This is a genomic window from Pseudomonas sp. IPO3749 (assembly GCF_013386605.1).
Lineage (GTDB): Bacteria > Pseudomonadota > Gammaproteobacteria > Pseudomonadales > Pseudomonadaceae > Aquipseudomonas > Aquipseudomonas azotoformans_A.
Genome location: NZ_JACARN010000070.1, coordinates 1 through 19,635 on the forward strand (window position 1 = coordinate 1; position 19,635 = coordinate 19,635).

Here is a 19,635-nt window from a genome sequence, read left to right on the forward strand (position 1 = left end):
CCTTAAATGCGAAGAGCCGGTTTCTTCGCGTTTTCAACGGAGACATACCATGCCCGACTCACTTACACCGCAAACACTGAACACCCTTCGGTTGCCCATCGTGTTCACCCCTGGCGCGTGGCAACGCGCAGTACTGCTCGAGCAATCCGATCACGCTGAGAAGCTGCAGGTCGATCGGTTGAGCCACGTATTGCGCGCAGCCTTCGAAGCCCACCTGGCCTATCCACACAAGCCCTACGTGCTGTTCGAGGTAATCCACATTGAACCAACCGATCACTTACACCACGACCCGTTGCTGCAATTGAGTCTGAGCCTACTCCAAGAACCGGGTCAGCCTGCCGCCTTGCTGATAGCGCTTGCAGGAGAACACCAGCGCTAAGCGCAATGGGCGGCGCCCACCTCCACATTCGGGCGGCATGCAAGACCTGCATCAATCCAACCCATCACCCAACCGGGGAACCCTCCCCCGACGGGCAAGGCGTTCCTCCGTTTTCTCTCGAGGAAATTGCCATGCGCGATATCTACCAAGACGTAACTGACAAGATCGTTACCGCGTTAGACCAAGGCGTTGCTCCCTGGATCAAACCCTGGTCCTCAAGTGGCTCCGCTTACATCGGTCATCAACCCTACCCCGTCAACGCCATCACACGACGTCCGTATTCGGGCATCAATTTACCGCTGCTCTGGGCCGAGGCCAGGTTGCAGGGGTTCACTCAAGATCGTTGGCTGACCTTCAACCAAGCCAAAAAGACCGGTGGGCACATTCGTAAGGGTGAGCACAGCACTCTGGCGGTGCTCTACAAGCCGATGGAGCGCGAGGAACAGACCGAGTCAGGCCAACCCGTACTCGATGAAAACGGTCAGCCCAAGGTCGCTCACTTCGGCATTCTCAGGACACATTTTCTGTTCAACATCGAGCAAACGGAGGGGCTCGAAATGCTCAATGAAACCCTGCTCGAGACGGAACAGAGTGATCCCTTCCAGCCCAACAGCGCCGCGGAAAATCTGCTATTAAGTTCAGGTGCACGCATCGTTCATCGGCCTGCCGACGAAGCCTTTTACCACCCGATCAGGGATCTCATCCAACTGCCGACAAAAGCACAATTTCACGATGAAGGCGGGTACTACGCCACGGCACTTCATGAGCTGACGCACTGGACCGGGCATCACTCTCGGTTGCAGCGCGAAGGCATGACGTCAGCCTGTCCGTTCGGCTCGCCAGGCTACGCGTTTGAGGAGTTGATCGCCGAGATGGGCGCTGCTTTTTTATGTGCCTACGCCGGTATACAGGGGGAGCTGCGGCACGAGGGCTACATCGACTCCTGGCTCGGCCTGCTCAAAGCTGACAAACGCGCGATCTTTCGCGCCAGTGGTCTGGCCCGAAGCGCCTCGGAGCATGTACTCAACCTGGAGCAGCAGCTGAAGCAGATGGTAATGGATGACTCACGATGCATGAACGATGGAGTTTGATCGTTAACTCACCGTTGCAATCGCATCACAGGGCCCAACGCGAGTTGGGCCCTTTTTCTGCGCCCAGAAAAATCCCCATGCCGCGGGGCTCTGATGCAAAGAGTCAGGGATGGGCACACACTCGCAGCCTGTCATTCCGCATCCAGGTTCTGCGCCAGAAAATCCACCAGCTCGAGCGGACTTCGGCTATCGATTACCTTGTAGATCAGATCACGCTTACTGCGCGGCAACTTCTTGACCACGCTCTTCGCCGAGGCCCGGACGGCTTCGTCGGTCCCATGGATACGTGCCGCGAGCAGCAGCACGAGCGTGGCGTCAGTGAGGTTCATGGCAAGACCCAAAAAATAGGCACCGCAGTGTACCGACTCTTGTCTTTTCCGTACTAGCCCCAACAAAACGATGCCTAGCAGTATCCATATTCCGATTGCCGCGCAAAGGGACACGCGCCAAAAGGACGGTAAGGGTTGGAAAGGAATGGGGGGTCAAGGGTAAGAGCCCTATCCGAAAAGGCTAAAAGGCCACTGACCCAGCCACTTCCCGGAGGTCACGATGCTCAGCCTGTTTCGCCGCAAAAGGCAGAAGCCCTCTCCGCCACTGACCGTCAACGTCGCCGAAGGTTACCTGCCCATCGAGTCGGCTCACAGCTTGTTAGCTGCGGAGCACCGCCGCCAGTTGCTCGATCGCATCTGGCAGTACACCGCCCTCTCCCACGCGCAGTTCATCCAGCTCTATTTAAATCCGATCCATCGCTACGCCGAACAGGTCCAGCAACTCCCGGCCAGCGAGACCCACCACCATGCGTATCTCGGCGGTATGCTCGACCATGGACTGGAACTGGTCGCTTGCAGTTTGAAACTGCGTCAGTCGTATCTGCTTCCCACTGGCGCCGCGCCCGAAGACCAGGCGGCCCAGACCGACGCGTGGTCGGCGGGCATCGCCTATGGCGCGCTGCTGCATGACATCGGGAAGATCGCCGTGGACCTGGTGGTCGAACGCCAGGATGGCCGTCTTTGGCATCCTTGGCAGGGTTCCCTGGATCAACCCTACCGTTTTCGCTACCTCAAAGGCCGCGACTATCACCTGCACGGCGCCGCCGCAGGCTTGCTCTACACCCAGATTCTCGACCGCACGATCCTGGACTGGCTCAGTGGCTTTCCGCCGCTATGGGCCAGTCTGCTGTATGTCCTGGCCGGTCAGTACGAACGTGCTGGCGTGCTCGGTGAGTTGGTGATGCAGGCCGACCGTGTCTCCACCGCGCAAAACATCGGTGGCAACCCAAGCAAGGCGCTGCAGGCCCCGATTCATTCGCTGCAACATCACTTGATCAGCGGACTGCGTCATCTGGTTCAGCACGAGCTGAAACTCAACCAGCCAGGTGCCGCAGGATGGCTGACCCAGGACGCACTCTGGCTCGTCAGCAAGACGGTCACGGACAAGCTGCGAGCCTATCTGCTGTCGCAATCGATTGAGGGCATTCCCTTCTCCAACATCGCGGTGTTCGACGAACTCCAGTCGCATGGGTTGGTCGAGTCCACCCCGGCAGGCAAAGCCATCTGGACCGCTCTTGTCGCACAAGGGAACTGGCAGCAAACCTTTACTTTTCTGCGCATCCAACCGGCTTTAATTTGGGGGAGCGAAGACCGCCCCGAGGCTTTCAGCGGAACGGTGAGCATGGCAGTCGATAACCACTCGACTGACGCTCCGGTATCACCGCCAGCACCCAAAGCTGTCAATACAAGATCAACTCAAAGCCCATCGCAGCCAGATCCCATTGCGATGGAGGATGCCGACTACCTCGGAACGCTGCTCGACATGTTCGAGCGGGAAGAGCCTGAGCTCAGCGACGCATCGTCAGCAAGCACTCTCGAAATCTCAATTCCCTCGTCGGATAACCCTGGTCAGGTTTTCCTGAATTGGGTCAGGGAAGGCATTCAAAGTCATAAGCTGATCATCAACGACAGCAAGGCCAAGGTTCACACTGTGGACGGCATTGTGTTTCTGGTAACACCTGGCCTCTTCCAACGCTACGCTCAGGAGTTTCCTGGTATCTCACAGGGTGCCGAGCACGAAGGTGAAGAATGGCGCTGGGTGCAGAAGCAGTTCGAGAAACTGAAGGTCCACAGGAAGCGAGGCAACGGTCTAAACATCTGGATTTGCCAAGTACAAGGCCCTAGGAAAAAAACCACATTGAAGGGGTATTTGATTGAGGATCCAAAGCTATTTTTTGAATTGATACCGCCCGATAATCCCTTTCTTAAAATCGAAAAAGATTAAATTTCCAGAGTGCCCCACTAATGGGGACCGAAGCGCAGAGCTGACTCTGGAGTGACTCGCTGTTACACCGCTTTATTACCCATCGTGGGTGGTGCATTGCGTCCATGATGGATTGGATCCACCGCAGCCCCGGCTCGCCTAGCCTGTCCTGCTTTATCTCTTCACCTTGTAGCAATTTTTGAGCAGGCTTTCACACAGGCCTGTCACGAGCACCACCGGTTCTTTGTTTGTCGTCTTGGGGAATCGACCCTTGTATAGGAAGGGGCGGCAGTAAATCACCCTATCAACGTTCGACTGCTACGCCGAGTTCTTCACGGAGGATTCGCGATGCCAAATTCAGACCTGCTCCCTTCACTGCTCGTCAAAATTAACGAAAACCAGCTCGCCCTTGAAGCGGCGATTCTGGAGCTTTCCAATTGGGTGGAGCGGCTCGTCAGAGGTAGCCGACAACGTTCGCGGCGCCTTGGCCGCGATTGACCGCAACGAAGAGTTCATAAAGATGACGCTTGCGCTCCTACTTACGCCACCGTGACCCCGGATCAATCAGGGATGATTTCCAAGTGATATCAAAATGTAATCGCTGACCGCTGGCAAAAGCGCTAGGATCAGACATTACATTGGCGCACTTTGTTTTCAGAAGGAAAAATCATGAATGGAATCGCTTCGGTGCTCGAGGCCAAAATTCTCAGCACAAGCCTACATCACCTCGATATCGAGACTGAGACATGTAATTCCGTTGCCATTCCCGTAGATAAAGCAGATCTCGAAGCCTATTTGAGCGCCTTGCTATTAGAAATTCATGGGCGTCCGCAGAACCGCCTGTACACATTGGCCAGTCCAACAACCGAATTCGCAACTTCCCTGAATGCATTTTTCGGCAGCAAAGACCTGGTAACCGCGCCTGAGACCCAGACACTAGCCGAACGTTTGCTGCGCATCGAAGTAAATACTGAAGAGCGTTATGGGCACCTGGATAGGTCAGGTAAGGGGCTTCTCAATAAAGGGAGTTTTCTCCAATTCCTTTATGTAGATGGAGGCTCGCTATCCTACTTAGGGGTGAAGATCGAGCATCAGCGATTTATTGATGAAACCGATCTGAAACAAAAAATTGGCCTTGGTGAATCCAATAAAATTTACAAGGCTTGCAAAGTAAGCATGGATGCCCAAGGAAAATTGGAACAAGTCTTCGTATTTGACACGCACTCCCGACCGTCAACCTACTGGTGGAAGGAGGTGCTGGAGCTACAACAGCTACGCAGTGATGCGCTCAATACCGAAACCGCTGTCAAGTGGGTGGTGAAGACACTTGGCAAGGTCAAGAGTGTATCGCCGGTCGATTATACGATCCTCCGCAACGCCACCATCGCGGCATTTAAGCAGACCGAAACGTTGAACTTCGATGATTTCGTGACCAAAACGTTTGCCAGCTATGCTCCACTGAGCACCACACTTGCCGAGGAGCTGCCAAACCTCGTGACCACGTTACGCTCGCTTCCGGAAAAACGAAAATTTGATGGGCAGTTCACTCTAGTCCCGTCAGCAGTACCCTTTCGCCGTCAAACTATCAAAGTCTCCGATCAAATCAGTGTGGCGTACGACGAGGATATTCCTGATCTTCCCGACAAGATCTGGTATTCGAAAACTCCGGCGGGCCAATCAGTCTTGGTGCTGGACGCACCTAATGTTGCAGGAATCTTCACCGAAAAGCCCTGGGACCTGAAATAAATGCTCAGCAGCCTTTTCACCTCTCGCCTAACTATTTCATCAGCAGAGGAACGGCTCGACCAATACAGACTTAACGCTGGTGAGCTCTGCACTATCTCTAAAGCTCGAGACATAGTAGATGATGCGTTTAAGTACTGGCGACTGCAGATTTCGCCCCGTGACAGGTTCTCCCTGACAATCGGATACGACGAGGACTCAAGGTGTGTAACGGACTTCTCCGAAGCAAGCTGCGCGCGCGTAAACGAGCTCTTCGAACTGAATGACGAAGATGACACATGCCGCATGTCAGTGGAGCTCATCGTACATAAAACGGTGCAACATCAACGACTGTCCTTATACGCACCGGCCTTGCTCGGCGCTTACTTAGAAAGCACCCCTACTCTCCAGGTATTAAAAGTTTTGGCTGGACGCATGGAGGGTGCACTGATTTTTGAATGCTTTGCTCCAATCGCGGCGGCTACCAGTTCAAGCATCTCGTTTCAATGTTCTGCGGATACGGCAGCCAATACCGGTGACCAACAGCAGGAGATCAACCGGAAGTCTGTCTTCGAAATTTTCCAGGACAATTGTTTTAGCAGAACCTTGCCGGGCATTTTTGTGCCGCAGGACTTCAATCTTACGACAGCAACCGGTGTGAGAGGCATTGATAATTTCTTTAAAAAAGCGCGAACTCTAGTCTCAGCGATATTTATTGCCAGCTCCGCAGAGTTAGATGATAAGGACCACCTCGAATATCGTATTTGTGGATACAAGACAATAGCGGGAACGGGACCACTAGATGACTTGACCGAAGGATCCGACATACTCTATAAATTGGTAACTTGGGCTTACGGAGATGGTGGAAACGCTGACAAAATCGGACTCGCCCGCAATGTCTTGTCGCTGTATATAACCGAATTAAAAAACCTATCCAATCATCCAGAAATAATTCACGCGATCCACTCAAACTATCAAATTTATTTAAAAGAAAACGTAGAAAGCTACCTTGAAGTAAAGGGCAAGATCACCGATATCCTCGTCGATGCAGTAAAAAAAACCCATGACCTCGTTGATTCGTTTATCGACTCGCTTAAAAATGGTATATTTGTATTATTAACATTTGTGCTAACCGTCGTGGTAGTCAACGGTCTCAAAGACACCAGTACCAGCGCGATATTCTCCTCGACCTACATTTGGGTCGTGGTTATCTTGTGCCTATTAATGAGCATTTGGGTTTTTAGTGCGCGTTCCAGTTCGCTCAGCCAGTTTGACAGGGCGTTCGACTCAATCGAAGAGTTGCTAAAACGAAACTACCATGGAGTACTTCAACTGGCCGAGGTTGACAATGCTTTGAACCCTGTTCGGATCAGCAACCGGGATTACTTGAGGAGTCAGTCGACACATTATGTCAGGGTGTGGTTGCTCATCGTCTTACTTCTGATTACCGGTTTCGTCATAGGAAACGTGCTTTTCGTTCAAGCGTCAACAGCGTCTAATTCAGCGCTCCCGCTTACACCAACCCAAGTACCAGTGCCGAACCCTGTAAATAAACAGGCCGCACCGTCTCCCGGTACGTTTGAACATACTAATCAACTGGATCGACTCAAGCCTACCAATGCGCTCGATCGCCGCGTCAATTTACGACATGGCAAATCCGATTAACAATGTATTTCTCCATCCCGGTTAATGTCGTGTACGCTCACTTTGAGCATTTTGAAAAAAACGTAACATTAGAGTTACCCAAGGAAATATTTAAAAATGTGGAATTTTTGCGGTGATATTGAGTACGAATGTCATAAGTGCAAAATCAAAAACACCATGCCTATTGATGACTTCAGCATTGAGTGCACAGGCGGCTCCGAAAGATCAATGGGAGCCGAAAGCATCTACGAGCTTATCTGCGAACTATCCTGTGCCAAATGTGGAAACAATATCTCATTAAACTTTGAAGCATCAGAATACCCGTCAGAAATCCTAAATTTCATCATTGACAACTCAACTGGCGCGAACACTTTAAACGAACCAAGAATTGAGTACTTACAAGAGTTCTACCAAGCCGATGACCTCGACTTGCTTTGGCAATCGATCCCCGAACTGATCACGACACTTAAAAGCAACCCAAAGCTAATAAGAGAAATATCACCTCGTGAATTCGAAGAGTTGATCGCGGAAATATTTCGAAAAAAAGGTTTTGAAGTTGAGCTTACCAAAAGAACTCGAGATGGCGGAAAAGACATTATTGCGATATCCACCGACCAACTTGGAATCAAAAACAAATACTTTATTGAATGCAAACGCTATGCGGAAGACAACAAAGTCGGTGTAGAAGTTGTGAGAGCGCTACATGGCGTGAAAAACATGAAAGAAGGACCAAATAAAACAGTCATAGCAACAACCTCTTTTTTACGAAAGACGCTAGAGATTTTGTTGACAATGAAATTTCCAGCAGTTGGGACATGACACTTGCAGATTTTGATGAAATTATGAAATGGATTAACGACCATTAAAAAATTTCGGCGGAGGAACCTCGCCCCCGCCTTTACTCTATGCCATCCATTGCGCTGGAAACGTAGGCGCGCCCGTAATTTTTACGATGAAGTCACTCACCGATAACAGTATGACCATCTGAGAATTCGGCCGGCTTCGTGCACACTCCATTTTCTAGTTATCACTCGAAAACAGATACCTTTCAACAGATATCAAACCCGAGCTCAACCATTCGCTGTTTCTCGTTGGGTTTCAGCACCTTCACGCCCCAAATCAATAGGTGACGAGGCCTGGAGCTAGCGACGTAGGCAAAACGCGCGGCTTCTGAAAGCGGATCTTTAAGCCAATCCTTCCAATGCGATTGGGAACCCGATTTGAGCGACGAGACAACAACAGTCACATCATGAGTCTCACCCTTCACCTGATGGATCGTGGCGTAGCGGCGTGTCGATGCCGGTTGCTGATGCGCCATGGATAGTCGAGCGGATAGCGCTTGGGACCCCAAACCCGCTGGTGCGACTAAGCTTACCTCCTTAAGGCCTGTAAGCTTTGCAGCGATAGCTTCCAACGCGAAAGGTTGGTCAGGGATCTGCCGAATCGCACGTTTCGCGAGTGCTGCCCATTGCTTCCAAGTCAGACCAATATCTGATGCCCCACAAACACTCAGGTATTTGAGGCAATTGAAAACAAATCGGCGCCACGCAAGCTTGGACTCTATCTCAATCGGACAATAGAGGCTCGCGGGAGTGACTTCGAGATTCAGCTTGAAAGCCAACCATCCTGCGAAAGACTTCAGTGCGCGCCTCACCTCCTCTAGGTTTTGGCTCTCGATCGATACACAGGACAAAGCCAAGTCTTCCAACACACTGAACTTTCCACCGCGTGAGAAACGTTGGAGTGTGCTGTGCCCCCGAGCAACGATCACCACATCTTGATAGCCTTGAGCAAGGGCGATGATCAGGGGAGTTAGCTCCGATGGGCACTGCTGATACTGAATCAGCTTCGGCTTCAATGGCTCGATGTTTGGGTTGCCAGCACTTTTTGCGACATTCAGCAGATCACTGCAAAGATCGACAATCGCCTGGCCGCTTCGCCAATTGGCAGTTAGTTCGTACTCAGTGAATTGCAGATCATCCAGCAGTTTCCGTACGCGCTCTGGATTTGATTTTCTGAACCCGTATATAGACTGATTCAAGTCACCCACAAAATGAAACTTCATTCCTCGCCTAGCTAATTGCCTGACAATGTCCAACTGCTCCGCGGACAGGTCCTGGCACTCGTCAACGACCGTAATAGGGAACCGGCGAACGACTTTGGCGAGATATTCTTCGAACTGAGTGCCTCTCAAAGCCATGAGGGCAATCATGTCGATGTCCCGGTAGGTTGCGAACCCGCCCTTCCAAAACCGCTTTTTGGTATCGACCAGATCCTGCTTGGTCTCAGCACTCAGCTCCGCAGCATTGAGCTGGACATCCGTCAGCTCTCCTGTAGCGAACACGAAGCGCTTACTGTCCAGGTCGTAGTCATATTTGCACGCTGAAATCGTCCTCCCACATATCTTGGTCTTCGTGCGAAAAATGTTGGCTGTCTTATCGATGAGCCGGATGCGATAGTCACCATCCCTCCCCGGATAACCTGTTATCTGACTCGCTATTTTTGCCACGATATGGGTGAGAAGGAAGCTGTCGAACGTAGAGACGCAATGGGGATGTGCCAGTGGCTCTCCCAAATGTTCGGTGAGCCGAAGTTTCAACTCATCAGTCGCGCTATTGGAAAAGGTCAACACAGCGATTCCGGATGGAAACCGCCGCCATTTCTGAATCGACTTGCACACCATGGCGGCAAGGACTTCAGTTTTGCCGCTTCCCGGACAAGCCTTTAGGTAGATATTCTCTTCCAGCGAAGCGCCTATATAAGCCCGCTGCTCATCGGTGGGGAACGTCATTCGGCGCCCTCTGGCTGTGCCTCACAAGCCCAGAGGATGGCTGCACGAATGTATTCGGGCACCACGAAATCCTCCAAGTTTTCCGCTAAGGCATCTGCCAGGACTTGAGCATAGAGGCCTTTACCCATGTCATCAGAGTCGATGCGATCCAGCAGTTGCCCAGCGTACTCTGCCTTTTGAGCGTTCGGCATGTCGCCAAAATTCAATTCCGATGCCTCGTCCAGTCCCTTTTTGACAGTGCCTTGAGTGGGCCAATGATTCGCGGCGACTGCAAACATCCTGCTCAGGTTGTTGCTCTCGAGGGCGATGTCATACTCGAAGGTCTTGTACTTACCGGCGTAAAGTCTTCCGTACTCGGATTTTGCAATGATCGGAATAAGCTTGAGGGCATGGTTACTGCCTGCCATAAAGCTCTCTTGATGAGGCAAGTAAGGAACAATTGTCTTTTTACCCTCATCGTCCTCAATGGTTTCGACCGACTTGGGAGGATCATTGTCGGTGAGCCCTGCACATCGAACCGGCACATTGCTGGCTTGGACTTTCTCATCCGCGTCACAGAACAGCTGCATGAAGTGATTGAAGTAGATGCCATTCAAGTTGATGATCGATACGCCGTAGTCGTCTAGGGAATCTCGGCCTTTCCCATATGCTCGTAGCACGATACGAGCCAACTCCGGTACAACGATCGCTTCGGCGATACCCTCAACCAAGATAACGCCTTTCGAAAACAGTAGGTTCGATTTGGTAACGTCCAACCAGCGATCAATGAATCGACGGCTTGGATCGGAAAGCCCGCACTTACGCAGAGGGACTGCGATCGGCTGGTCTTTGCGGGACAGATGAATAATGTTGTCGACGGACACCGCTGACGAGATGACGGTGGAGTGAGTGGTAACAATGACCTGGATCCCCTTCGCTGCCGCGACTGTTCGCAAGTGCCTCAGCAAACGGATTTGCAATTGAGGATGTAAATGCGCCTCTGGCTCTTCGATCAGTAGTAGGCGCAGGAACGTCTCTTCACCTCGGTCCTCATCTACCTCTAGGATCAGCTCCGCCAGAATCGATGCGATGTACAGCAAGTTGTTGTACCCGAGGCTGTTCTCTTCGAGTGACCTGAATTGAGTAGCATCGGCGCCATTAAGGTCTGGGTAATACAGCAGTCTGAGACCCTCAACAATTTTCGAGAAATTGACCTCCGAAAACTGGATGAGCGTGCCCTGAGAGAGATTCATGCCCAAGGCTTCCTTGAGGTTGTCTCCAATCCGCTGGTTGGCCTGCTTGATGGCGTAGTCATCGCTCTCGGCCAACTCTTGATTGAATTCTCCAACCCGCTGCTCGAGCGGATGAGCCACTCCTGCCTTGCGGCACTCGTCGATCTCCTTGCGGCAAAGCGCCTTCATCAACCGGGCAAGCCGTGACTGGCGACCTTCGCGAAGTTTGACTTCGGCGTCACGCAACGGCGGGAGATAGACGCAGTGGATCAGATCGAGGATTTCGACCTCTACAGGCTTGATCCGCTGATGCCCACCCCAGATGGAGTATCGATATCGGCCGCGCGACTCCCGGTTCGTTGCAGTGAAGGTAAGTTTGGCCTCAGGCTCCTGGCCGCACCAATCGATAAAGGCTGTGCTCTCATCTTGGTCCAGCCCGCTGAACGTGGCCTCAATACGAATAGCCTCGGTAGCTAATGCCCCTGGCTCGAAGCCGCGGTAGAAGTCTCGCTCATGGATGTTTCGCTTTCCCGACTCGGAGTCATTGAACAACTGCCGAATTGCACTGATGATCCCCGTTTTACCAGCCCCATTCTCCCCTACCAGGACGTTGAGGCCATCATGCAACTCAATGGTGAAGCCTGTGTTGAAACATTTAAAACCATCAATTTCCAAGGCGCGGAGATACATTCGAGTCCTTTCCTGTAATAGTCGAGGAGATTCTCCTGCCTCACCCACTCACGGGCTGAGGCGGACATTCTCTGCATGATGGCAGTACGCACATACCTGTTTGATGTTTACTTATGAGCGTAGGAGCTGGGCAGCGAAGTCAATTTGCGATCTATCAACCGTGTCAGTTACCCAGTAAATAGCGCGAAGTGCAGCCCTTCCCTGATGCATAAAAGTCCTGGGACACCGCCTAGAACAAGCCAACCACGCCAACACGGCGTTCCCACTGCATCTCTGCCTCTCGCTTGTACTTGTCTGTTGTTCTCTCAACCTCTACCCGAGCAAACAACCGAAGATTCATTGCCAACGCAAGCTTCTTCAGAGCATTAGCATCAACTTCGAGAAGAAAACCCGATGATTTAGGCTCGTGCAATCGGCGTCCTTGATCAAAGGCCTCCTGCCACTCGACTCCACGGCTAAACATGGCTCCCCTAAGTCGCGTACCAAGATAGTCGGCACACTCTTCAACATCTGGGAAACACGTCCTCCAGACACCAGAAAGTGCCGCAAGCTCACGAGTGTGCCTACCTCGAAAAACGCGCAACGAAGAGGACACTAGCGGCACGATCGGCTCCGTAACGCCCCCTTCACGCCAAGGCAACTCAAATCGGTACAAGTTGCGATTGCGAATCCGTGAGTCCGCGTATAACGCAGACAATGTGGCGCTAGGAAGCTCCATCCCAGTCGCGAGGGAACCGAACATTTCGACTCGGACAACACATGCCCTTTGGCATTGACTGCCTATCTCGCCGCCGCTGCGCTGCTCAGTGTACTCAAACAACCGGGCGAAGCCGTCCTCAACGCTAAGGGCGGCCTCTACGCAAGCATCAAGGTCAGCGAATTCCATGAAATCTGCATCACATGCCGCGACACTCAGCCAGTCTACTTTCTCGGGACGGGAGACAGGCTTGACCAAGCTATCGGTAGGGTCCCGCAACCTCAATACCTCTGCTGCTTCTGAGAGGTAAGTAGGATTGATCTCACGCGCATCCATGAGGCGAGAAACAGCGCGATTTACCGATGATCGGCATGCCTCGTCAAACGTCGCCGCAATCTCCAACTCATCAAAGTTGGTATTGATGTTATGCGCTCGATGTACCGCAGATTCCTGCTCCAACCCTTCGTGGGCGTCGGGATACGTCTCATGGAGAATTCGCAACGCCTCCGAGCGCATCAACTTCGGGTGGGCGAAGCCTTTCGAAAGAGTATTGATCACCCAACCTTGGTATTGGGTCCAAGGAACTGGAAAAAGGGCGCCACCAACAAGTTGCGGACTCAGCACCTCTGGAATACTAGGGTGCAAAAGCAACGCATGCGCCTTTTCAGCCAAGGGGTGAGCTGGGCTTGTCTGACGCTTATCTCCACTAAGCGCCAAAGCCAGCGAAGCGCGGATGTTGTAATGCGCCTCGCCAGAAGCTGCGTCATATAACCACGACGCCCATTGCTCCACCAGCTCTGGGTGCAACCGACCCAACGAGTCGAGCATCGAAATCACGTACTCTCGCTGCCCGTCGGTCAGGATGTGCCAGTAACTACGCATGAATTCAATCAGATCGGGTCTCTTGCCACACAGCTCCACCAAGGCTTCCACGGCCAGTAGCCGAACATCAATCTCAGGGTACTTTAGAAGCGCCAACAAATAGCCGACAGCCTCTCCCTCGAAACCGAACCCGTCCTCGGCAGATATCCAGTGATGTTCTATAGGCTTTGATATCAGACCGGCCGTGAGGCGCCGATTGTGAAGAGCCCAAGTGTCATACAGTGCAACGCCGTCCAAGGCCATTGCCGAATTCAAGCTATCAATGAGCCCTCCAAGCCTGTACACCAGTGACGTGGGGTACTTGTTGTACTGATGTCTGAAGCTGTCGAGCATGAAGCGGCAGCCCCTACTTGCATCAATTTCAAGTGACAACTCACATATTTCACGGCACAGATCCAAGTGCTCGAAAAAGAAATCCGCGATGGAGTCCCGTGCCTCTTCAAGTAACTCAAATGCTTCCTCCGGGTTCGCCAGACGATAGCGTTTCGCGACCTCAACCAAGGCCAGCGCGCGTGCGTCAGATGTCAATTTTTCTCGAGCGAGCGCCAACCAACTGGGCAGTTGAGTAAACGAAGCCCCCTGAATTCTGTCTGGCAGCAACGCACGAAGCTCGCCTTCAACACGGTAGCCAATGCCGACTGGGCGAAGCAATTTGTCAAGCCAGGCATCAAGATCGAAAGCCTCCTTAAATCGCGCGAAACTCAGTTGTGGTACTCCAACGAATAGCGAAAACCCGTCAACAGTCTCACGAACGACTTCTTCGGCAGCCTCGCGCAAATGTGCATCGTCCCTTCCATATAGACCAAGAATCTGCTGCTCGAATGATTCGAGGAATACCTCAAATTCCTGATCAAGGTCGGGGGGAACTGATTTCAGCGAAGACGTGGCGAGCAGCGCTCGGCGCCAATCATCACGCTCCTGAGACAACCTGGTCGCTGTCCTCTCCCTCAGCTCTTGATGAGCAAATTCCTCCAGTTTCACTCGGAATGCTGCGGTGTCGCCCGGGTCAAGTCTCTCCAATGTTGCTTTAACTTGCGTTCTGAAATCGTCGGAATAGTTTGTTTCTGACTGCTCCTCCGACGGTTCCTCAGGCTCCCAATACATCACCTCGTCACGCTGCGCATCCTCGTTGGCAGGTTCAATAGCGTTTCGCATCACGGCCCATTCGCTTAACAGCCGAGGCCGATTTTTCTCGACCAAAAACATTTGACGTGCGAACTCATAGGTCTCATCTGCTACGTCATAACTGCGTTGTTTGAGTAATGCCGCAAAGAAACCCCGCATTGCGGGCAGCGTCTCATCATCGAAGTGCCCATAGTTCTGCCAGCGAGACATCGTTTTCAGGACTGCCAGCAATATCCGTTTATCGAATGACGACACGGCGTTAAGTTCCGACAACACACCACCTAGTGCACGCTCACGAAATATTTGTCGCTCCTCGGCTACCACCCCCCGAAAGACTTCAGCTGGCCACCATTGCGCAACAAGGCCCAACAGACCTTCGATAGCAATCGCCACCTGTTTCCCGGCCCCCGTGTCCTCTAAATGGTGGGCAAGTTCGAGCTGTTCCGCTAGACGATGTCGACTGCCTTCAGGGTCTTTATCGTGAGCAAGCTTCAGGGGGATGAGTATTTCACTGAACTGATAGTCCTTGCGGTTGTGAACACCGCATGCAACGGTTGCGACATCGTTCCAAAGACGGACGGCTTCCTCCCTGAATCCGCAGGCACCCCAAGTACGCGCAACGTCAAGAAGAGCTGGCACGAGCGTCATCGTCTCCTCTTCTGCACGTGCTGCTGCTTCAACACTATCCAAGAGCCTGCGCTGAATCTGGGCAGCGACTGCTGCACGGTTACCAATCAGGGACTCGGCCAATTTGCGGGTAGCGGATGGAAAACGCCTGCATCGTTCACCACCATTAACCTCAAGCCAGTAAGAGCCCAGAGCAGTTTGGTCTTCTTTGTCTAAGAACTCGGCGGCACAATCCCATACATGCTGATACAGCTCGTGGGCAGAACCAGCATATAAGTGACCATGGTAGTGGGTGTCTGAATCACTCTGGAAAGTTTCCGGATGAATCGCAAGCCGATCGCAAATTGCCTTAAGTGATACAAGGCCATCACCCACTGCTTTCCCTGAGGCTGATTTCACCCAAAACTCAGCCAATGAAATCAGCGAAGTAGCGATGTCACCAATAGGCGCCCTCAAGTGGACGCAACTCGCACGAAGTGCGGCTGCACCATCGACTCGATTGAGCATGAAGCTTCGGAACGCTTCGAACATCCCAATCAGATCTGGATTAAAATGGTGATTCTTAGCCAGTGTGTTCGGCACTGTGGGGATGGAAATGCTTTCTACACCGACAAAAGGAATAAGGTAACGCGCAAACTGAACTTGCACCCACGTTAGAAACTCATGGGGTAGGCACTCTAGTTTTATGCCCTCCGCAACAACGATGGCGTCGGGGATAGAGCCAGACTTTGAATATGCCACCGCCAATGCTGCTTGGCATGCAGCGCCTAGGATACAATCTGGCAGCTTCTGGCTAGAGATAGCAATTAGCTTGTCGATTGAGACGCGATCAACAAGGCTCTGCAGTACCTTTAATTGCAACTCAAGATTGAGTTTGCCATTCTCTATAGCCTCCGCAGCCGCAATCGCGTGACTTCCTTGGCGCTTTGACTGCCAACGCAATTGAGCGATCTCTCCTAACAGCGCCGCAGGTTCCATAACTAAACTAGCCACACGATATATAGCAGCGGTTCCTGGGTAACCAGAATTGCCGCGGGTGGCAAGTGACTCGCGAACGATAGCTGTAGGGAGCGTACGGCCGATCCGGCATGCATAATGCTCAGCAAATAGCGCAAAATCAGCGGGGGAGACCATGCAAAACTCGCCGTCCCAAACCGCACTCAACGCGCCATCCGACAGCCCGATGTCCATAAGAGTCATCGCCATTTCGACAGGCTTGAGTTCCACATTCTGCTCAATCAACCCTGCCTGTTGCCTTAAGAAACCGATGCGTATGAAGGAAACGAGATCGTTAGATTGAATACTTGCTCGCCAAATCAGATCCAGATTCCGCTGGATTTCACTCATTGGTCTGTAACAACTCCAAGCCCGATTCACCCAATCGTCATCGCAGGCATTAAGCGCCTCTTCGTGAAGCCCCTCATCTAATAAATGCCGAAATCTATGACGCCAAGATTCATCAGTTGTAGGCTCCGCTTCATACCAATCCAGAATTGCACGTGTGATCTCAGATCTATAATCGGCAGTACGCTCGCTTACGAACTCGGCAAGGCTAGCGTGATTGATCGCAAACCCTTTTGCTTCTGACACCTTCAATACGTAGCTGATTGCCTGTAACTTCTGTTTTACCACCGCGAGAGAAAGTGGATGATTAACGCTTCCGAGCAATTTTCTTAGCGTTTCTGGTGTGGTGTATTCTTGCCGAACGACCAATATGGCAATCAAATAAACCGTGTCTAAGTCCGCAGACCATTCTTGCCACATGTGATCATGAAAGTGATCAATCCTGTCGTTCCGCAGCGTGGGCGCTTGTCGCAGATACTTTCGGCGCTCCGCGATATTCATATCGAATAGTATTTTTGCCAAATATTCCAAGTAGATTGGCACGCCAGCCGAAACAACAAAGATTTGCTCTAGCAACTCACTGTCATGCGAGACGCCTCTATGCAGCATAAATTCAGACACTTGCAGACGATCAAACCGCTTGACAACTATTCGTCTAACGGACTCCCGCCTAAGGTGACTAACAATGGCAGAAGGTAGCGCCTGCTCGTATCTTGTTGTAACTATGATCAATACGTTATCTGGAAGATGCCCATCCAAAACACTTGTTAAGGGCTTGGATAGTAGGGACTCGCGAGTTTTTCGATCGACATGGTCAACCCCATCAATCAGAAACACAACTCGCTCGTTGCTTTTAGAAAGCTCCTGCAACCAATCGTTCAACAGTTCGACCGATGCTGGCGCATAGGCTTTGGGGAACTTAAAGTCAGGATATGCATCCTTCAGACCAGAGCATACAGAACGAACAAAGGCATCTTCCTGCAATCGTTCATTTCCCACGGCCCGCTCGTCCGGGATAAAACAATAGTATCCAAACTTTATGCTCGAATTTGCACGGAGAAATTTCGTCAACGCCGTTGACTTTCCAGCCCCTGGTTCACCAACCACGACAATGAAACCAGAGGAGAGACTTTCTAGCGCCCTGTCCAGAGCCATGAAAAGTTCTGGGGTTGGCACCCATAATTCCTCATCGACAGGGAACCGATGGCTCAAGCGCTCTGCAAAGCGATCCGACAGACCCAACTTCTCCAAAACAAGGTCTGCCGTTATCCTCGCGCTTCCAATAGACCATTTGACACATTCATCTAGCAAAACGCCGAACTGTTGTTGCTCGATACCGAGCTGACTCAAACGAGTCCTAACACGAGCCGAAACTGTATCGCGGTCATCTTGCGAGAGTTTGAATCGCAAAGACCTCAAGAACGCTGCGAATATTTCAGCGTCGGAGATGCCTGACGCTAGTTTGAGCTTTTCAATAGTCTGTTCGTAATATTGATATGCTGGAACAGACTCTATCGACATGCCCGGAGCACTCGATATATAGGGCTCATGAAACTCAGTAATGAACTGTTGCAGGCTTTGAACAAAGCCCTGCGCAGGCTGTTTGTTAATACCAGCCCTTCGCGTAGATAAGAGCTCTACGACTTTCTCCCCTTGCTCAGAGTGAATCTGCTGATATCCGCGTGCCAGCTTTTCCCAAAGTGAGCCGCCCTCATCCTCCGCGACCAAGCTAGCCAAGGTGAATGAGGTACTTTGATCTTCTGACCACTTTACCTGAACGAATCGGGCCCCCGAATCTGTGTCGATGATGAGGTCATCGATGTGTTTCGCGCGAGCGGGGTTTTCTAAGGTGACACTGCGTACCCTGGAGCCAATGTCGATCAACTCAAGCAGCTGCAGTGCTGCGACCAAATTCTGGTAATAAAAGCCGGCCTGCGCCTCAGCTCCTGCCATGGTTACTCTCCGATCCACTTAAGCGCATCAGCGCCTTGTAACTTAGTATCCCTTCATCAAGGAGCGCACGATGCGGAATGACGATATGCTTGATTCAGACAATCAAACCTGACTACGAAGCACCGTAATCGCCTCATCAACACTCGCTACGACCTTACAAGCGTATCGAGCATCAAGAGCAATGTGCTTGGCTGTGACCATCGACTTCAGGCCTCGCTCAGTGAGGAACACATCGCAGTATCCAAGGGCCGCAGCCGCATGATGAAAATCGTAGAAGTCATTTGCTTCCAGTTGCTGCGTTTTATTCCATCGCACGGCCGCGTGAAGGCAAGTGTTGATGTGGATCGTCCTAAGGGCGTCTTTGACTTCATCCTTCTTGAAGGCTGCGATCAGCAGTGCGTACCACTGTCGAACAAGACCATCCCACTCAGATCCCTCTCTCGGCATTGATTGGCTCATGGCCCGTTCAGCAATTTTTCGAGCTATGTCAGCGGCTACTGGCGCGAACAAGTCAAGGGCTCCTCGCAGCTCAATCTGGTAAGTTTGTTGAAAACTACGAAGGTCCCGGGCATGGTGTGCACTAGCTGCATTTAAGGTGTCAGCGAGATCTCGGTATTCAGGTCCAAGTGGCATGCCATCACCAAGAACTTCCACCATTTGGGATAATGGAATATCCCACATATGATCGAAGAATGCCTTTTGAACCGCCAGCTCAGTATTTGCATCGAAACCGGTGTTTGCTGGATGAACAATTCCCAGCACATAGCTCAGCTTGGACCATACCATCCCTCCCAAGGGCGGAGAGTTCCCTGTCATGCTTGTCGATGAGATAAAGCGCTCAAGCTCCATAGATGAACGCGTGTCAAACGGGATCAGCGCAACGCCTAGACTCAGCTCGTCAATCAACTCTGCCGTAGCCCCCCTTGTGCGATGATCGCTTTGCTTGAGTAGCTCGGCAAACGTGCTCTCGCTGATGGGACAGAACGCCAAACCGCTAGCGACCCGCTCCTTCAGAATCGTCAACAGCTCGCGCTGCCGCTCTGTGCTGCCCTGCTCTGCTACGACGTTCCTAAGTAAAATCCAAAACTTAATATCTAGGTAAATAGCTTGGCGTGACTCTAAAGCGAGTGCGAGTTCGGCTCGACGACTATCCACGTGCTGATCGAGTGAGACCTCTGGAGCGTCCAAATGCTGCTGTATAGTGCTGCCCATTCGCTCTTCCCTGT

Annotated in this window: 11 protein-coding genes and 1 pseudogene; 7 read left to right on the forward strand and 5 right to left on the reverse strand. The window is 51.9% G+C overall.

Annotated elements, in window-relative coordinates; genetic code table 11:
- Positions 1-49 precede the first annotated feature (49 nt).
- Together HX812_RS24855 and HX812_RS24860 are read left to right on the forward strand one after the other, a co-directional pair.
- Positions 50-379 carry a hypothetical protein gene (locus HX812_RS24855; RefSeq protein WP_016978896.1) on the forward strand — a complete coding sequence of 110 codons (330 nt, stop codon included), beginning with the start codon at positions 50-52 and terminating at the stop codon, positions 377-379.
- A gap of 131 nt (positions 380-510) precedes the next feature.
- A complete protein-coding gene (locus HX812_RS24860) occupies positions 511-1,470 on the forward strand; it encodes an ArdC family protein (RefSeq protein WP_016978897.1) in 960 nt (319 codons plus the stop codon).
- A 131-nt stretch (positions 1,471-1,601) separates the two neighbouring features.
- Here the strand turns inward: HX812_RS24860 and HX812_RS24865 are convergent, their stop codons facing one another.
- Positions 1,602-1,799, reverse strand: coding sequence for a hypothetical protein (locus HX812_RS24865; RefSeq protein ID WP_007901093.1), 198 nt, complete (start codon positions 1,797-1,799; stop codon positions 1,602-1,604).
- Between the two features lie 220 nt (positions 1,800-2,019).
- Between HX812_RS24865 and mobH the strand changes: the two genes are divergently transcribed.
- From mobH to HX812_RS24885, 5 genes and pseudogenes are all read left to right on the forward strand, one after another.
- On the forward strand, positions 2,020-3,744 hold the full coding sequence (gene mobH / locus HX812_RS24870; protein ID WP_038848930.1) for a MobH family relaxase: 1,725 nt from the start codon (positions 2,020-2,022) through the stop codon (positions 3,742-3,744).
- A 327-nt stretch (positions 3,745-4,071) separates the two neighbouring features.
- Positions 4,072-4,276: pseudogene (locus HX812_RS32160) on the forward strand (hypothetical protein).
- A gap of 116 nt (positions 4,277-4,392) precedes the next feature.
- Positions 4,393-5,469, forward strand: coding sequence for a hypothetical protein (locus HX812_RS24875; protein WP_016978900.1), 1,077 nt, complete (start codon positions 4,393-4,395; stop codon positions 5,467-5,469).
- A complete protein-coding gene (locus tag HX812_RS24880; RefSeq protein ID WP_016978901.1) occupies positions 5,470-7,110 on the forward strand; it encodes a hypothetical protein in 1,641 nt (546 codons plus the stop codon).
- 156 nt (positions 7,111-7,266) lie between these two features.
- Positions 7,267-7,908: a restriction endonuclease gene (locus HX812_RS24885; RefSeq protein ID WP_200864542.1), complete on the forward strand. Its 642-nt coding sequence runs from the start codon at positions 7,267-7,269 to the stop codon at positions 7,906-7,908.
- 229 nt (positions 7,909-8,137) lie between these two features.
- On the opposite strand, the gene HX812_RS24890 is transcribed toward HX812_RS24885, so the two are convergent.
- From HX812_RS24890 to HX812_RS24905, 4 genes are all read right to left on the reverse strand, one after another.
- Positions 8,138-9,880, reverse strand: coding sequence for a UvrD-helicase domain-containing protein (locus tag HX812_RS24890; RefSeq protein ID WP_016978902.1), 1,743 nt, complete (start codon positions 9,878-9,880; stop codon positions 8,138-8,140).
- A complete protein-coding gene (locus tag HX812_RS24895) occupies positions 9,877-11,781 on the reverse strand; it encodes an ATP-dependent endonuclease (protein WP_016978903.1) in 1,905 nt (634 codons plus the stop codon). The genes HX812_RS24890 and HX812_RS24895 overlap by 4 nt, the downstream gene beginning before the upstream one ends.
- A 229-nt stretch (positions 11,782-12,010) precedes the next feature.
- Positions 12,011-18,409: an ATP-binding protein gene (locus HX812_RS24900; protein ID WP_038848927.1), complete on the reverse strand. Its 6,399-nt coding sequence runs from the start codon at positions 18,407-18,409 to the stop codon at positions 12,011-12,013.
- 102 nt (positions 18,410-18,511) lie between these two features.
- Positions 18,512-19,621: a hypothetical protein gene (locus HX812_RS24905; RefSeq protein WP_016978905.1), complete on the reverse strand. Its 1,110-nt coding sequence runs from the start codon at positions 19,619-19,621 to the stop codon at positions 18,512-18,514.
- Positions 19,622-19,635 lie beyond the last annotated feature (14 nt).

What these genes read in the sequence shown, in the direction of transcription:
- HX812_RS24855 (WP_016978896.1), top strand. Translation starts at nt 50, where the DNA reads ATGCCCGACTCACTTACACCGCAAACACTGAACACCCTTCGGTTGCCC.
- HX812_RS24860 (WP_016978897.1), top strand. Translation starts at nt 511, where the DNA reads ATGCGCGATATCTACCAAGACGTAACTGACAAGATCGTTACCGCGTTA.
- HX812_RS24865 (WP_007901093.1), bottom strand. Translation starts at nt 1,799, where the DNA reads ATGAACCTCACTGACGCCACGCTCGTGCTGCTGCTCGCGGCACGTATC.
- mobH (WP_038848930.1), top strand. Translation starts at nt 2,020, where the DNA reads ATGCTCAGCCTGTTTCGCCGCAAAAGGCAGAAGCCCTCTCCGCCACTG.
- HX812_RS24875 (WP_016978900.1), top strand. Translation starts at nt 4,393, where the DNA reads ATGAATGGAATCGCTTCGGTGCTCGAGGCCAAAATTCTCAGCACAAGC.
- HX812_RS24880 (WP_016978901.1), top strand. Translation starts at nt 5,470, where the DNA reads ATGCTCAGCAGCCTTTTCACCTCTCGCCTAACTATTTCATCAGCAGAG.
- HX812_RS24885 (WP_200864542.1), top strand. Translation starts at nt 7,267, where the DNA reads ATGCCTATTGATGACTTCAGCATTGAGTGCACAGGCGGCTCCGAAAGA.
- HX812_RS24890 (WP_016978902.1), bottom strand. Translation starts at nt 9,880, where the DNA reads ATGACGTTCCCCACCGATGAGCAGCGGGCTTATATAGGCGCTTCGCTG.
- HX812_RS24895 (WP_016978903.1), bottom strand. Translation starts at nt 11,781, where the DNA reads ATGTATCTCCGCGCCTTGGAAATTGATGGTTTTAAATGTTTCAACACA.
- HX812_RS24900 (WP_038848927.1), bottom strand. Translation starts at nt 18,409, where the DNA reads ATGGCAGGAGCTGAGGCGCAGGCCGGCTTTTATTACCAGAATTTGGTC.
- HX812_RS24905 (WP_016978905.1), bottom strand. Translation starts at nt 19,621, where the DNA reads ATGGGCAGCACTATACAGCAGCATTTGGACGCTCCAGAGGTCTCACTC.